Origin of the sequence: Streptomyces mutomycini, from assembly GCF_001700505.1 — a bacterium.
Classification (GTDB): domain Bacteria; phylum Actinomycetota; class Actinomycetes; order Streptomycetales; family Streptomycetaceae; genus Streptomyces; species Streptomyces mutomycini.
In genome coordinates, this window is the sequence record NZ_MAPV01000227.1 from 1 (window position 1) to 13,752 (window position 13,752).

The 13,752-nt window shown below is 74.3% G+C and carries 13 protein-coding genes and 2 pseudogenes; 8 read left to right on the plus strand and 7 right to left on the minus strand.

Annotation, left to right across the window (positions count from 1 at the left end):
* Nucleotides 1–41: 41 nt before the first annotated feature.
* Nucleotides 42–104: pseudogene (locus BFF76_RS34765) on the plus strand (hypothetical protein); the annotation flags it as partial.
* A 48-nt stretch (nt 105–152) separates the two neighbouring features.
* Here BFF76_RS34765 and BFF76_RS27430 read toward each other — a convergent pair.
* Nucleotides 153–1,949: pseudogene (locus BFF76_RS27430) on the minus strand (helicase-associated domain-containing protein); the annotation flags it as partial.
* 64 nt (nt 1,950–2,013) lie between these two features.
* Here BFF76_RS27430 and BFF76_RS27435 point away from each other — a divergent pair.
* The 3 genes from BFF76_RS27435 to BFF76_RS27445 all read left to right on the plus strand — a co-directional run bounded on the left by BFF76_RS27435 (nt 2,014) and on the right by BFF76_RS27445 (nt 4,500).
* Nucleotides 2,014–3,294, plus strand: a complete 1,281-nt coding sequence (locus BFF76_RS27435; RefSeq protein WP_065849280.1) for a hypothetical protein — start codon at nt 2,014–2,016, stop codon at nt 3,292–3,294.
* A gap of 68 nt (nt 3,295–3,362) precedes the next feature.
* Complete coding sequence (locus BFF76_RS27440) at nt 3,363–3,944, plus strand: sugar O-acetyltransferase (RefSeq protein ID WP_031093301.1); 582 nt, start codon at nt 3,363–3,365, stop codon at nt 3,942–3,944.
* A gap of 10 nt (nt 3,945–3,954) precedes the next feature.
* Nucleotides 3,955–4,500: a TetR/AcrR family transcriptional regulator gene (locus tag BFF76_RS27445; RefSeq protein WP_053930611.1), complete on the plus strand. Its 546-nt coding sequence runs from the start codon at nt 3,955–3,957 to the stop codon at nt 4,498–4,500.
* A 155-nt stretch (nt 4,501–4,655) separates the two neighbouring features.
* Here the strand turns inward: BFF76_RS27445 and BFF76_RS27450 are convergent, their stop codons facing one another.
* On the minus strand, nt 4,656–5,213 hold the full coding sequence (locus BFF76_RS27450) for a hypothetical protein (RefSeq protein ID WP_065849281.1): 558 nt from the start codon (nt 5,211–5,213) through the stop codon (nt 4,656–4,658).
* A 121-nt stretch (nt 5,214–5,334) separates the two neighbouring features.
* Here BFF76_RS27450 and BFF76_RS27455 point away from each other — a divergent pair, with 121 nt between their 5' ends.
* Nucleotides 5,335–5,961, plus strand: coding sequence for an HAD family hydrolase (locus BFF76_RS27455; RefSeq protein WP_031093295.1), 627 nt, complete (start codon nt 5,335–5,337; stop codon nt 5,959–5,961).
* 27 nt (nt 5,962–5,988) lie between these two features.
* On the opposite strand, the gene BFF76_RS27460 is transcribed toward BFF76_RS27455, so the two are convergent.
* Nucleotides 5,989–6,225 carry a hypothetical protein gene (locus tag BFF76_RS27460; protein WP_031093294.1) on the minus strand — a complete coding sequence of 79 codons (237 nt, stop codon included), beginning with the start codon at nt 6,223–6,225 and terminating at the stop codon, nt 5,989–5,991.
* Nucleotides 6,226–6,390: 165 nt separating this feature from the next.
* Between BFF76_RS27460 and BFF76_RS34505 the strand changes: the two genes are divergently transcribed.
* On the plus strand, nt 6,391–6,774 hold the full coding sequence (locus BFF76_RS34505) for a cold-shock protein (RefSeq protein WP_053930610.1): 384 nt from the start codon (nt 6,391–6,393) through the stop codon (nt 6,772–6,774).
* Nucleotides 6,775–6,815: 41 nt separating this feature from the next.
* On the opposite strand, the gene BFF76_RS27470 is transcribed toward BFF76_RS34505, so the two are convergent.
* From BFF76_RS27470 to BFF76_RS27485, 4 genes are read right to left on the minus strand one after another with little or no spacing between them, the layout of a single operon-like run.
* Nucleotides 6,816–7,724, minus strand: a complete 909-nt coding sequence (locus BFF76_RS27470; protein ID WP_053930609.1) for a 1,4-dihydroxy-6-naphtoate synthase — start codon at nt 7,722–7,724, stop codon at nt 6,816–6,818.
* Nucleotides 7,696–8,415 (minus strand): futalosine hydrolase, encoded by a 720-nt coding sequence (locus BFF76_RS27475; protein ID WP_065849282.1) that lies wholly within the window; start codon nt 8,413–8,415, stop codon nt 7,696–7,698. Before BFF76_RS27475 ends, BFF76_RS27470 begins: the two co-directional genes overlap by 29 nt.
* A 25-nt stretch (nt 8,416–8,440) precedes the next feature.
* Complete coding sequence (locus tag BFF76_RS27480) at nt 8,441–8,923, minus strand: hypothetical protein (RefSeq protein WP_031093292.1); 483 nt, start codon at nt 8,921–8,923, stop codon at nt 8,441–8,443.
* A gap of 27 nt (nt 8,924–8,950) precedes the next feature.
* A complete protein-coding gene (locus BFF76_RS27485) occupies nt 8,951–10,384 on the minus strand; it encodes an MFS transporter (RefSeq protein ID WP_065849283.1) in 1,434 nt (477 codons plus the stop codon).
* A 463-nt stretch (nt 10,385–10,847) separates the two neighbouring features.
* On the opposite strand from BFF76_RS27485, the gene BFF76_RS27490 reads away from it, so the two are divergent.
* Nucleotides 10,848–11,777: a DUF3027 domain-containing protein gene (locus tag BFF76_RS27490; RefSeq protein WP_199831595.1), complete on the plus strand. Its 930-nt coding sequence runs from the start codon at nt 10,848–10,850 to the stop codon at nt 11,775–11,777.
* Nucleotides 11,778–12,057: 280 nt separating this feature from the next.
* Nucleotides 12,058–13,752: sacsin N-terminal ATP-binding-like domain-containing protein (locus tag BFF76_RS27495; RefSeq protein ID WP_420877229.1), on the plus strand; the 1,695-nt coding region annotated here is incomplete at its 3' end.

Here is a 13,752-nt window from a genome sequence, read left to right on the forward strand (position 1 = left end):
GCACACCGGTGCCGCAGCCGCTGAGCTACCTCATCGACGACGTGGCGCGCCGCCACGGCCATCTCCGGATCGGTGCCGCCTCCGCCTACGTGCGCTGCGACGACGAGGCCGTGCTCAACGAGATCCTGGCCGACAAGCGCTCGGCCACCCTGCGGCTGCGGCACCGGTGTGCGGCTGTGGGTGGACAGGAAGGCGTGCAGGTCGGTCGCGGCCTTCCCGGCGTCGAGCGCGCGGCGTACGGAGCCGGGGGTGAAGCGGTAGACCGTCGCCCCGCCCTTGGACTCGACGTCCGCGAGCACCGAGAGCATCTCGGCGAGCGGGCGTTCCAGGGGGCCGGGGGCGACCGCCGTCAGGTCGGCCTGGAGCAGCACGTGGTCCAGGGGTTCGGGGATCAGGGGGGCGAGGCGTGCGGCGGCCTCGGCGGGGCCCTCGTCGAGCAGCGCGCGGGCCTGGGACGAGAGGGCCCCGCGGCCGGTGATCCCGAGCAGCTCCGCCTCGTTGACCGTCCACAGGGCGATCCGGGAGCGGAGGTCGGAGGCGTCGCCCGGGGCTGCCTGCCCGCCAGGTCCCGGGACGCGCACCGGCCGTTCCCAGCGGAGCCGGGCGAGCACGGTCTGCGGGTCGGGTGCGGTGCCCGGCGGGAGCGAGGCGAACAGGGTCAGGACCCGTCGGCGTACCTCGGGCGCGGCCGAGCGGTCCAGGTCGGAGCCGAGCGTGGACAGGGCCCGGCCCTTGGAGTCCTGGCCGCCGATCAGGCCCGCGGTGCGGGTCGCGGCGAGCCAGGCGGTGGCGAGGTGGGTCCAGCGGTCCTGGGCGGGGAGGTCCAGCCACTCGTCGGACGCGGGGGTCGGCGCATACCGCTCGTCGGTCTCGCCGTCGGAGGCCAGCAGACCTGCCGCGTAGGCGAGTTCGATCCAGAAGGCGGCCACGGGCTCCGAGACGTCGAGCGCGACGGCGGCACGCTTCAGCTCCCGCACGCTCAGGCCGCCCGCGCGGAGGATGGGCGGGCCGCCGTCGTTCCAGAGCTTCAGCAGTTCCTCGACGGTGGACAGCGCCATGAAGCCCTGGCCGGCCGCCGCTCTGTCCACGGCCTGGGGATCGCGCTCGGCTGCCGCCGCGAGCTGCGGCGGCACGGGCTCGGGCACACGGTGGGCGCGGCCGGCCCGCAGGTGCAGCGCGGCCTCGCGCGGCAGGACGACGGTGCGCGTCGACACCGGCAGCAACAGCCCGCGGTCGCGCAGCCATTGCACGGGCGGGGCGGGATTCGGGGTGAGCTCCCCGTACGGCGGTCCCCAGACCAGCCGGTCGAGCACGGACAGCGCCTCGACCGGGGCGGTGTCCAGGAGCTCCGCCATCCTGGTCCGGTCCGTGAAGAGACCGGCCAGCGCGGCGACGGCGGAGACCGGGTCATGGGTGCCCGGCAGTCCGGCGGCGGTCAGGATCTCCTGCAGCCGGCCCGGCGACATGCCGGCCGTCGCCTCTGCGACGGTCGGGCCGAGACCGGTGGGGGAGGGGTGCTGCGGGGACGGGGCGAGGAGCTCGCGTGCCGTGCGCACGAGATGCAGCCGCTGGTCCTCGCCCCAGACCAGGGCCTGTTCGCGCAGGGTCGTGAGGGCGGCGGGCAGCGCGGCGGTGATCGCCGCGCCCGCGTCGTCGCGTCCTTCGCCGTCGCCCTGGCCGTCCCCGGTGAGCAGCGAGAGCAGCGTGTCGTACGGAGCCGGGTCCGGCGCCACGGCCAGTGCCTCCGCGGTCTGCAGGGCGAAGCGGTCGAGGTGTTCCAGTGCGCGGACGACGGAGGCCCGGGTGCCGGCCCGCGTCGCCAGCTGGGTGATGTCGTTCGGCACGGGGCTGAGCAGGTCGGGGCGGGCACGCAGCAGCCCCGCCAGCGATTCGTCGCCCCGGGCGCGCAGAGCTTCGGCGAGCGTGCGCGGTGGTGTGGTCGTCCCCATCCGTCCCACGGTAGCCCCTGGAACGCTACCGTCGGGGCAGGGCGTGTGGAGGGAGAACCAGCGCGTGGGGATCGAGAGCGACCAGCTCGTCTACGACTACCTCAGCCGGGTCGGTGACCTGGCGCAGCAGCAACAGCTGTCCCCGGGTGCCCGGATGAGACTCGTCGCGACACTGCGGGGCGAGATCGACCGGCAGCGCGGCACGGACGGTTCGGACTCTCCTGCGGTGGTCCGGCGCATCCTCGGCAGGCTCGGAGCGCCGGGTGAACTCGTGGCCGCTGCGAGCGAGTCGGGCGACGGGACGGTGCCGCTGCCGCAGCCCCGGGCGGACGCGGCCACGGATGCCGCGGGCACACGCGGGGTGCCGCGGGCGCGGCGGAGCGTGCTCCGGAAAGACGCGTCGCGCAAGGGCGCGTCGTCCGGGAAGGAGCCCGGGGCGGCGAAGCCCTGGGCGAAGAAGTCCGGGGTGAAGGAGCCCGGGGCGGCGAAGCGCTGGGTCAGGGAGCCCGGGGTGAAGGAGCCCGGGCCAGAGGAGGGGGATGCCGGAGTGCCGGCGCCCGCGGAGCCCGGCACCGGCTGGCCGTCGGCGTCCGCGCCGCACATGGCGGGCCTGGACCAGGCCCCGGCCGTGGGCGAGCCGTCCGAGGGCGGGCACGAGTGGTGGCGGATCGAGCCGGGGCCCTTCGGTGAGGGCGCGCAGGGGGTGCAGGGGCCCATGGGGGCCGGTACGGCGGTTCCGGGGTTCGTGGGCGGGCTGGAGAGCCCGGAGCTGTTCGGGCTGCCCGGCACTCCGAAGGCCCCCGGCACTGCGAAAGCCCCCGGTGCTCAGCAGCCCCCGGGCGCTCCGAAGGCTCCGGGACCCCGCGTTCCGGAGGACGGGGAGGACTCCGGGCCGGCGGCCGCCGGGAAGGAGGCCGTACCGGCTCCGGTGCCCCGTCCCCGGAGGGGGCTGCGGCTGCGCCGCCCCCGCCGGGCCGTCGCGGACGCCGAGGCGGCCGCGCGGCCGCGCCTCTCGAACCCGCTGCTGCTGCTGGCCGCCGCGCTGCTCGTGGCCGGTGCCGTGCTCGGCTCGTGGCTGGCGCTCGCGGGTGGCTGGCTGCTGGCGTACAGCTCACGGAAGTTCTCGCGTGCGGAGGCCAAGTGGGTCGCGATGGGCCTGCCGGGCGTCGTCGTGGCGGGGGCCTTCGTGTGGGTGTGGGGGCGCACGGACGGCCGCTGGGGCGAGCCCCTCGCCGAGGACGCGGTGGGCGACGCGATGACGGACGTGTGGCCCGTGGTGGTGCGCGTGGCCGCCGTGGCGTCGGCGCTGTATCTGGTGTGGCGGGCACGCAGGCTGCGGGGATAGCGGTCCGCGCATATACGCGCGGACCTCATGTGTACGTTCGTACGCCTCAGGGGTGTACGATCGTACGCATGCCGACGGACTACTTCGCCAACGATCCGCGCACCAACCTCGAGCGCATGCTCGCCGGTGACCTCTACATCGCCGACGACCCGGAGATCGCCCGGATGCAGCAGCGGGCGGTGCAGCTCGCGGCGCGCTACCAGGCCGCCTGCACCGAGGACGCCGCCGCGGCCCGGACGGTCCTGGCCGAGCTGCTGGACTCCGTGGGCGAAGGCGTGGAGCTGCGCCCGCCGCTCTACGTCGACTACGGCAGCAACATCAGCATCGGCGCCCGCACCTTCGTCAACTACCACCTCACCGCGCTGGACGTCGCGCGCATCACCATCGGTGAGGACTGCCAGATCGGCCCCAACGTCCAGCTCCTCACGCCGACCCACCCCGTGGAGCCGGGCCCCCGCCGGGACAAGCTGGAGGCCGCGCTCCCCATCACCATCGGTGACAACGTCTGGCTCGGCGGCGGCGTCATCGTGTGCCCCGGGGTGACCATCGGCGACGACTCCGTGATCGGTGCGGGAGCCGTGGTCACGAAGGACATCCCGGCCGGCGTCGTCGCCGTGGGCAACCCCGCCCGCGTCGTCCGCAGCGTCTGAAGGCCGCCCCATGGCCACCGGACGCACGGATCCGCAGCGGCGCGAGCGCATCCTCGCGGCCGCGCTCGACCACATCGCCGAGGAGGGGGTCGCCGGCGTCTCCCACCGCAGGATCGCAGCCCGCGCCGATGTGCCGCTGGGCTCGATGACATACCACTTCAGCGGCATCGACGACCTGCTGCGCGAGGCCTTCACCCTCTTCGCCGACCACATCGTGGCCGTCTTCGAGCTGTACCTCGGCCGGGCCGGCACCCCCGACGAGGCACGGGAGGCCGTCATCGACCTGATCCACCTGCTCTCCGAGGGGCCCCGGCGGGATCTCGTCCTCACCCAGGAGCTCTACACGCTGGCCGCGCGGCGCGACGAGTACCGCGAGCTCACCCACGCGTGGATGAACCGCAGCCGCCGCCTGCTGGAGCAGCACTTCGAACCGGACACCGCCCGCCAGCTGGACGCGCTGATCGAGGGGCTGGCCCTGCACCGGTCCCTCGACACCGAGCCGCAGAGCCGCGAGCTGACGCGGCTGGCGGTGAGACGGATGACGTCCGGCACCTGAGGGCGGCGCGCCCGGACGGAATCAGGGGTCCTGGGCGCCGGAACCGCGCACGGGGCCGGAGCGCCGGCCCGCGTGCGCACCAGAACCGCCTGTGGGGCGTGGACCTGACCCCCGCCCCACAGGCATGCTTTCCCCGGGGGCGCCCACGGCCTCCGTCACCGCCGGGCCCGCTCCCTGCGCAGCTCCACCTCCTGGGCGGTCACGGGGGCCTGGATCCTGCACACGTCACCGACCCGCAGGCTGTCCGGCGTGCTGTATTCGCCGTGGACCGCGACGAAGGAGACGGCCGTCCGCGAACCGGGCTGCCAGAAGGTCCGGTAGTACGGAGCGTTCCCCGGGTACTCCGGGATCTCCAGCAGAGGTACCCCGCGACGGTGCAGGAGACGCTGCAGCTTCTCGAAGCGGAGCCGGGGGGTGAACCGCCCGTAGCGGGCACGCAGGACCGCGCCCGGGATCGTACGGTCGCGGCGGGCGAGCCGGTGCACCTGGAGGCTGAAGTGGTGCCCCGCCCACGGGTCGCGCCCCCCGGCGCGGTGGAAGTGGAACTCCGCCAGGCCGTAGTCGCGGAGCATGGCGTGTCTGCCGAAGGTGCTCTCGGTGAAGTCCGTCCCCAGCACCGCGGCGACGTGGCCGGGTGAGTCGGCGGGCTGAACGCCGAGCACGGTACCGGTGGTGACGGTGTGGACGTAGAACGCCAGGGAGTACGGGGTCAACTCTCATTCCTCTGCGGGAGCGGCCGGGTGGCGTGAGTCTGCACGCCGCGGAGCGGTCCGGGGCTACCGGCCGCACCCCGTGAAGGGCGGGCCCGTCGTCCGGGCCGGGGCGGTCGGCACAATGGGTGGCATGCCCACACACACCTTGACGGTCGGTTTCGACCTCGACATGACGCTCATCGACTCCCGGCCCGGCATCAAGGCCGCCTACCGGACACTGGCCGCCGAGACGGGTGTGTACATCGACACCGACCTGGTGGTCAGCCGGCTCGGCCCGCCGCTCGAGGACGAGATGGAGAACTGGTTCCCGGCCGACGCCGTCGCCGGTGCCTGCGACCGGTACCGCGCGATCTACCCGGACACGGCGATCACGCCGACGACCGCGCTCCCCGGCGCCCGTGAGGCCGTGGAGGCCGTCCAGGCACTCGGCGGGCGGGCGATGGTCGTCACCGCCAAGTTCGAGCCGAACGCCAAGCTCCACCTCGCGCACCTCGGCATCGAGGCCGACGTGCTGATCGGCGGGCTCTGGGCCGAGGGCAAGGCGGAGGCGCTCCTGGAGCACGGCGCGCGGGTCTACGTCGGCGACCACACCGGGGACGTACGGGGGGCGCGTGCGGCGAAGGCCCTGTCGGTCGGTGTGACCACCGGGCCGTGCGACGAGGAGGAGCTCCGCGCGGCCGGAGCCGACGTGATCCTCGCGGACCTCACGGAGTTCCCCGCCTGGCTGCGGACCCTCGTGGCGGCCTGACCCCCGTGGTCCGAGGGCGGGCGCCCGCTACCTCGCGGCGGCGCGCTTCGGGGAGTTCTTCCACACCGAGCGCACCACCCCCGCCGCCGCGATCAGGAAGCCCAGACCCATCAGCATGCACACCGCGTAGGCGATGGAGGGGAACGGGTCGGTGCCCAGGAACAGTGGGGCCACGGTGACCAGAGTGGCCAGTGCGCCGATGAAGAAGACGATCGCGCCGACCTGTACGAGCCGGTCGCCTGCGCCGGAAGGAGTAGTACTCACCCGGTCAGGGTAGTTCCCAGCTCGGCGGAACCGTTCGGCGACGTCTTGTGTCCGGCCCCCGGGCCATTAGCCTTGGCCCTGGCGGGTCTCGGACCCGCTGTACTGCTATCCGGAGCCGTTTCGCGGCTCTCCCGCACACCGACGAGTACGAGGACGAGGACAGACGTGCCCACGGGTAAGGTCAAATGGTTCAATTCGGAAAAGGGCTTCGGCTTTCTTTCGCGCGACGACGGCGCCGACGTCTTCGTCCACTCCTCAGTTCTTCCCGACGGCGTCGAGGCCCTCAAGCCGGGCCAGCGCGTCGAATTCGGTGTGGTCGCGGGACAGCGCGGTGACCAGGCCCTCTCCGTGGTGGTCCTCGACCCCACGCCGTCCGTCGCCGCCGCGCAGCGGCGGAAGCCGGACGAGCTGGCGTCGATCGTGCAGGACCTGACGACGGTCCTGGAGAACATCACTCCGATGCTGGAGCGGGGCCGCTACCCCGACAAGGCCGCGGGCGCGAAGGTCGCCGGCCTGCTGAGGGCGGTCGCCGACCAGCTCGACGTGTGACGGGCGGGCCGGGCCCGAGGGGCCCGGCCCGCTGCCGGCGGCTATCGGCCGCCGGTGAACGCCAGCGCGTCCGGGGCCAGCGCCGGGACGAGCCCCTCGGCCGCCGCCCGGGTCAGCAGGCCGCGGACAGCCGCGTAGCCGTGCTCGCCGAGGTCGGCGGTGAATTCGTTCACGTAGAGCCCGATGTGCTGGTCGGCCACGGCCGGGTCCATCTCCTGGGCGTGCTTCAGGACGTACGGACGTGAGCGCTCCGGGTCGTCCCAGGCCATCCGCACCGACGTGCGGACCGATTCCGCCAGCCGGTTCAGCGTCTCCTCGCCCAGCGAGCGCTTGGCGATGATCGCGCCGAGCGGGATCGGCAGGCCGGTGGTGTGCTCCCAGTGCTCACCCATGTCGGCGAGGCTGTGCAGCCCGTAGTCCCGGTAGGTGAAACGGGCCTCGTGGATCACGAGGCCCGCGTCCACCCGGCCGTCGCGCACCGCGGGCATGATCTCGTCGAACGGCATGACGACGATCTCGCCCACTCCGCCCGGTACGGCCTCGGCCGCCCACAGCCGGAAGAGCAGATAGGCGGTGGAGCGCTCGCTCGGCACGGCGACGGTCCTCCCCGTCAGGTCCGCGCCCGGCTCCTTGGTGAGGACGAGCGGCCCGCAGCCGCGCCCGAGGGCGCCGCCGCACGGCAGCAGGGCGTATTCGTCGAGCACCCACGGGAGGACGGCGTACGAGACCTTCAGTACGTCGAACTCGCCGCGCTCGGCCATGCCGTTGGTGAGGTCGATGTCGGCGAAGGTGACGTCGAGGGCGGGCGCGCCGGGGACCCTTCCGTGCGCCCAGGCGTCGAAGACGAAGGTGTCGTTCGGACACGGCGAGAAGGCGATCCGCAGCGCGGGGAGCGGTGCGCCGGCGGAGTCGGTGGCGGTGTCAGTCACGGTGTCGGTCGAGTCGGTCATGCCGGGTCCAACTTTCCACTACGGGTGCGGTCTTCCCGAACGCATCGGTGAGCGCCGCCAGGGCGTCACCGATGCGCCAGGCCTCGCGGTCGCGCGGCCCCACGGTGTTCGATACGGCCCGGAGCTCCAGCACCGGCACGCCGAACCGGTCGGCTGCCTCCGCGACGCCGAAGCCCTCCATGGCCTCGGCGACGGCTCCGGGGTGCGCGGCCAGCAGCTCGGCCGTGCGGGCCGCGCTGCCGGTCACGGTGGAGACGGTGAGGACCGTGCCCCGCACGGCTCCGGTGGCCTCCGCCACGTCCCGCACGAGTGCTCCGGGCGGCAGGAAGGTGTCCCTGCCGAAGCCGAGACCGGTGACGGGCACGAAGCCGTCCGGGGTCTCGGCGCCCAGGTCCGCGGCGACGATGCCGGTCGCCACGACGAGGGAGCCGACGGGCGCGGCGGGCGCGAAACCGCCGCCGATGCCGGCCGAGACGACCAGTGAATACGGCGTCGGGGCGGGCGCGGCGGCCAGGGCGAAGGCGGTGGCCGCCGCCGCAGCGGCCGGTCCCGCGCCGCCCGAGAGGACGTCGAAGGGGCCGGCCAGGTGCAGCTCGGCGCCCGGCACCTCACGTATCCGCGGCTCACCCCCGAACGCACGCGTGACCGCGTCCCGTTCGGCAGGGACAGCGGTCACGACAAGCACCCGCACGGCGGAGGTCCTCGCGGTCAGGGGGTCAGGACGTCTTCGTGAGCTGGAAGTGCCAGATGCCCGTGAGCTTCTGGCCCTTGGTCTCGACGATGCTGACCTGCGTCTTGTCCGCGGTGGTCTCGCCCGTCTGGCTGGCGAAGAAGGCACTGCCGGGGATCGACCGGTAGGTCCGCTTGTACGGCTCCTGCTCGGCCTGCTGGCCGTTGATGAACAGGGACCAGCCGTTGTCCGCGACCTCGGGGTCGACGCCGAAGCGGACCTTGTCGTCCATCGCGACCTTGACGGACTTCTCCGCCTTCTTGTTGAGGCAGCCCTGGATCTCGGACTCCTTCAGGGCCTTGCCGTCGTTGTAGCAGGCGGCCTCGGAGCTCACCGAGCTGTCGCCGACCGTCACGGTGGCGAGCGGCGTCGGCTTGTCGCAGGCGGACAGGACAAGGAGTCCCGCGGACACGGCACCAAGAGCGACGCCGATTCGACGGCCCTTACCGGAGAAGAACGCAACGGTCATGGGCCGAAGGCTATCGGTCGGCACCGCTCACGCCACGCGGGGGTGCGGTGAGCCGCGCCGTGCGGCCCCCAGGAGGCCCCGTACGGAGGCGGCCGCGCCGAGGGCGAGGAGCCCCGCGGCGACGGACATGCCGAGTGCTCCGTTGAGGGGGAGTGCGATCCCGATCGCGCCGCCGACCACCCAGGACATCTGGAGCAGCGTCTCCGACCGGGCGAAGGCCGACGTACGCACCTCCTCGGGCACGTCGCGCTGGATCATCGCGTCCAGCGACAGTTTGGACAGGGCCTGGGTGAAACCGGCGACCGCGGCGAGCGCGGCGACCATCACCGTGCTGAAGAACACCGCGGCCAGCACCGCGGCCCCCAGGGCGAGTCCCAGCACCGTCGCCACGATGACCTCGGGGCCGCGTGCCCTGAGCCAGGAGCCCACCGCCGTGCCGCAGGCGTTTCCGGTGCCGGCCGCGACGCCGACGATGCCGAGGGAGACGGCGGCGCTCTGCCCGGCCAGGGGGTGCTCGCGCAGCAGGAACGCCAGGAAGAAGATGAGGAAGCCGGAGAGCGCGCGGTGCGCGGCGTTGGCCTGGAGCCCGTGCAGGACGGACGGCCCCACGGACCGCAGCCCCGGCGGCTTCTCCCGCCCGCCCCTCCTGCCGATTCTCGTACTGCCGCTCCGGCCGCCCCTGGCCCCGGCGCCGGTGACGGCGGGCCGGGCCGTCTCCTCGTGCGGGACGGCGAGACGGGCCTTGCGCTCGCCCTTCGCGGAGTCGACCTTGTGCGGCAGGGTGAAGGCGAGGACGGTCCCGCCGAGGAAGATCACGCAGGCGCCGTAGAGCGGCCAGGGCGATCCGATGCTCTGCAGCCCCGCCCCGATCGGAGCCGCCACACCCGTGGCGAGCAGCCCGGCCAGGGTGACCCGCGAATTGGCCTTCACCAGGGAGAAGCGGGGTGGCAGGAGGCGGGGCACGACGGCGCTGCGCACCACCCCGTACGCCTTCGAGCTGACCAGGACGCCGAGCGCCGCCGGATAGAGCTCCAGGCCGCCCGTGGCCACCGCGCCCGACATCGTGATCGCGAGCACCGCCCGGGCGAACATCGCGCCGGCCATCGCGGCGCGGCGGCCGTGCGGCAGCCGGTCCAGGAGGGGGCCGATCACCGGGGCGAGCAGCGTGAAGGGGGCCATCGTGACGGCGAGGTAGAGGGCGACGCGCCCGCGGGCCTCGTCCGTGGGGACGGAGAAGAACACCGTCGAGGCGAGCGCGACGGTGATCATGACGTCGCCGGCGCCGTTGACCGCGTGCAGCTCGATCAGCTTGCCGAGGCCGGACTCGCCCGCCCCGTGGGCGTGGGTCGCCTTGCGGATGCAGCGCGCGGTGCCGGTGAAGGGGGCGCGCAGGGCGCGCCCCATCGCCCGGCACGCCCTGCGGAGCGGACCGGATCCGTCGGACGACCTGGCGGCAGCCACGTGGTCATAGTGCCCCACCCCCCGCCGTCACGAACCCATGATCGGGCCGGGGCGTGGCGGCTGCCGCTCCGTCGGGTGAGTCGTCACCGGCCGGGGGACGGTCGGCGGACGGCCGGGAAATGACCGGGACGGACCGCCGATCCCGGGCGGATCCGCCCCGGTTCCGGCGCGTTCCGACAGCTGATCCACAAGGGTTCCGGTCCAGTTTGGGACGGGCAGGTGGGCGCGGGGCGGCGGAGAGGGTAGCGTGCACTCACGCGCCACCGGCGGTTGTTCTTGGCCGCGCGCCTCTCCGCGATCCCGCAGAATGGGTGGCAGAAGGCGCGCCCGAGGCAGGCACAACGGGTGTGGACGTCGACGCGGCCCCCAGGTCCGCTCCGCCCACAACTGTCATGGCCGAAATCGGACATCGATGGAGCTGCTGGCGCGCTCGTGAGACGGCGTATGGAGAGAAGCGAGACCTGTGAGTGCTGCGACGACGCGAAGCCGTACGGCCCGTACCCCCGCCCCTGACCGTCTGTGCGCGGAGGCGGTAGACCTCGCACGCGCGGCGGCGGAAGAAGCTGCCGCACCCGGAGTGGTGGGTGAGCATGTGGCCCTGGTCTCCGAAGGGGACCGGGTCGTCACGCACTACTTCGAGGCCAAGGAGCCCGGCTACCGGGGCTGGCGCTGGGCGGTGACGGTCGCCAGGGCCTCCCGCGCCAAGAACGTCACCCTTGACGAAACGGTGCTGCTGCCCGGATCGGACGCGCTCCTCGCCCCGGAGTGGGTGCCCTGGAGCGAACGGCTGCGGCCGGGCGACATGGGACCCGGCGACCTCCTGCCCACCGAGGCGGAGGACCCGCGCCTGGAGCCCGGCTGGACGGGCGAGGACGAGCCCCTGCCGAACTCCGCCGTGTCCGAGGTGTCGGAGGAGCTCGCCGCCCTGGTCGACGTCGAGGACGCCGAGCTGACGCCGCGGCCCGGGACGAGCCGGGGCTCGATCGCCTCGGTCGCCGAGGAGCTCGGCACGCGCCGTGCGCGGGTGCTCTCCCGGTACGGACTGGGGCTTGCGGCGGACCGGTGGGACGAGGAGTTCGGCGCCAGGACGCCCATGGCGCAGGCCGCGCCGGCGTCGTGCGTCACGTGTGCGTTCCTCGTGCCGATGGCGGGCTCCCTCAAGCAGGCCTTCGGGGTCTGCGCGAACGAGTTCGCCCCGGCGGACGGCCGGGTGGTCTCGCTGTCCTACGGCTGCGGGGGCCACTCCGAGGCCGCGGTGCCGAAGCCGGTGAAGCCGGCGCCGCACGCGCTGGACACGATGCAGATGGACGACTACTCCCTGCGGCCCTCCGACGACTCCGGCTCGGTGCCGGCCAGGCCGGACGGCGCCACCGAGGACCTGGGCCACTCCTGACGCTCCCGGCCGCCGCGGGGCCCGGGCCTGCGGGCCCCGGCGGGCCCCGTGCGTGCCGGGGCACCCCGTCGCGGGTTCTCCGCGACCGCCGGACCGGCTTGTTCCTGCCCGCTGCCGGACTTCGGCCCGGAGCCCCGTCCGGTGGGACCGCTCGTCGGCGGACCCGGCCGTTCCCGAGGGTCCTGACCGCGGGCGGCGATCACCGTCCTCCCCGTCGCGGTACCTTCGGGCGCACACTGGGCGTCACGGGTCACCGGAAGAGCGGAGTACGAGCGTGGGCATGAATGCGACCGAGGGGGCCGATCCGTTCGGGACGGCGCGACTGCGGCGCGGCGTGCTCGACGCCTGGGGCGCCGGCCCCGCCCGCTTCCGGGAGGACGCCAACGCCGAGGAGGACCTGGCACTCGGCGGCTACCGCGACCGGCTCGTCGTCGAGCTCGCCCAGAACGCCGCCGACGCCGCCGCCCGCGCGGGCGTCCCCGGCCGGCTCCGCCTCACCCTGCACGCGGCGTCCGACGGCGCTCCCGCCGTCCTGGCCGCCGCCAACACCGGAGCCCCCCTCGACGCGACGGGCGTCGAGTCGCTCAGCACCTTGCGGGCCTCCGCCAAGCGCGAGGGCCACGAGTCGGCGGTCGGGCGCTTCGGCGTCGGCTTCGCGGCCGTGCTGGCCGTCAGCGACGAGCCCGCCGTGATCGGGCGCCACGGCGGCGTCCGATGGTCCCTCGCCGAGGCACGCGACCTCGCACGGCAGGCCGCAGTCGGCAGCCCCGGCCTCGGTGACGAACTGCGCCGCCGCGACGGACACGTACCTCTGCTCCGGCTCCCGCTGCCCGCCGAGGGCACCGCGCCCGACGGTTACGACACCGTCGTCGTCCTGCCGCTCCGCGACGGTGTCGCCGAGGACCTCGTGGGCAGGCTGCTCGACGGCGTGGACGACGCGCTGCTCCTCACGCTGTCCGGCCTCGACGAGGTCGTGATCGAGGCCCCCGGCGGCGTACGCACGCTGCACCGCTCGCAGCACGGTCCGTACACCCACGTCGACGACTCCGTGCACGGTCTCCGCCGCTGGCGCACCGTCTCGGACGACGGCCCCGTCGAGCCCGCACTGCTCGCCGACCGGCCCGTGGAGGAGCGGCTGCGGCCGCACTGGTCGGTGACGTGGGCCGTGCCCGTCGACGGGGACGGCGCGCCCCAGCGCCCCCGCACGGTCCCCGTGGTGCACGCACCCACGCCCACCGACGAGCCGCTGGGCGTTCCCGCGCTGCTGATCGCCTCGCTGCCGCTCGACACCACCCGCCGGCACCCCGCGCCGGGCCCGCTCACCGACTTCCTGGTGCAGCGCGCGGCCGACGCGTACGCGGAGCTGCTCGCCGGGTGGGAGCCCGTGTCCGTCGCCACGATCGCTCTGGTGCCGGGGGTGCTCGGCAAGGGGCAGCTCGACGGTGCGCTGCGGGCCGCGATCCTGGAGCGGCTGCCCCGGGTCGCTTTCCTCGAGCCCGCCGCGCCCCGGGACCCGGCCGAGGCGGCGGCCCCGTGGGACGACTGGGACGGCGCCGGGGCCCCGCGCCCCGGGACGACCGCGCTGCGGCCGGTCGAGGCCGAGGTGGTCGAGGGCGTGGGCGCGGAGACCGTACGGGTACTCGCCGAGGTCCTGCCCTGCCTGCTGCCCGCCGGCCTGGAGCGCCGCACCGAGCTGCGCACGCTCGGTGTCGCACGCGTCCCGCTGACCGAGGCCGTCGACCGGCTGGCCGGTCTGGAGCGGGACCCGGACTGGTGGCGGCGGCTGTACGACAGCCTGGCCGGTGTCGATCCCGACCGCCTCTCCGGCCTTCCCGTCCCCCTCGCGGGGCCCGCGGACGCGCCGCCGCGCACCACCATCGGACCCCGCCAGGTCCTCCTGCCGCTGCCCGACGCACTGACCGCACCGGTCCTCGCCAGGCTGGCCAGGCTCGGGCTGAAGGTGGCCCACCCGGAC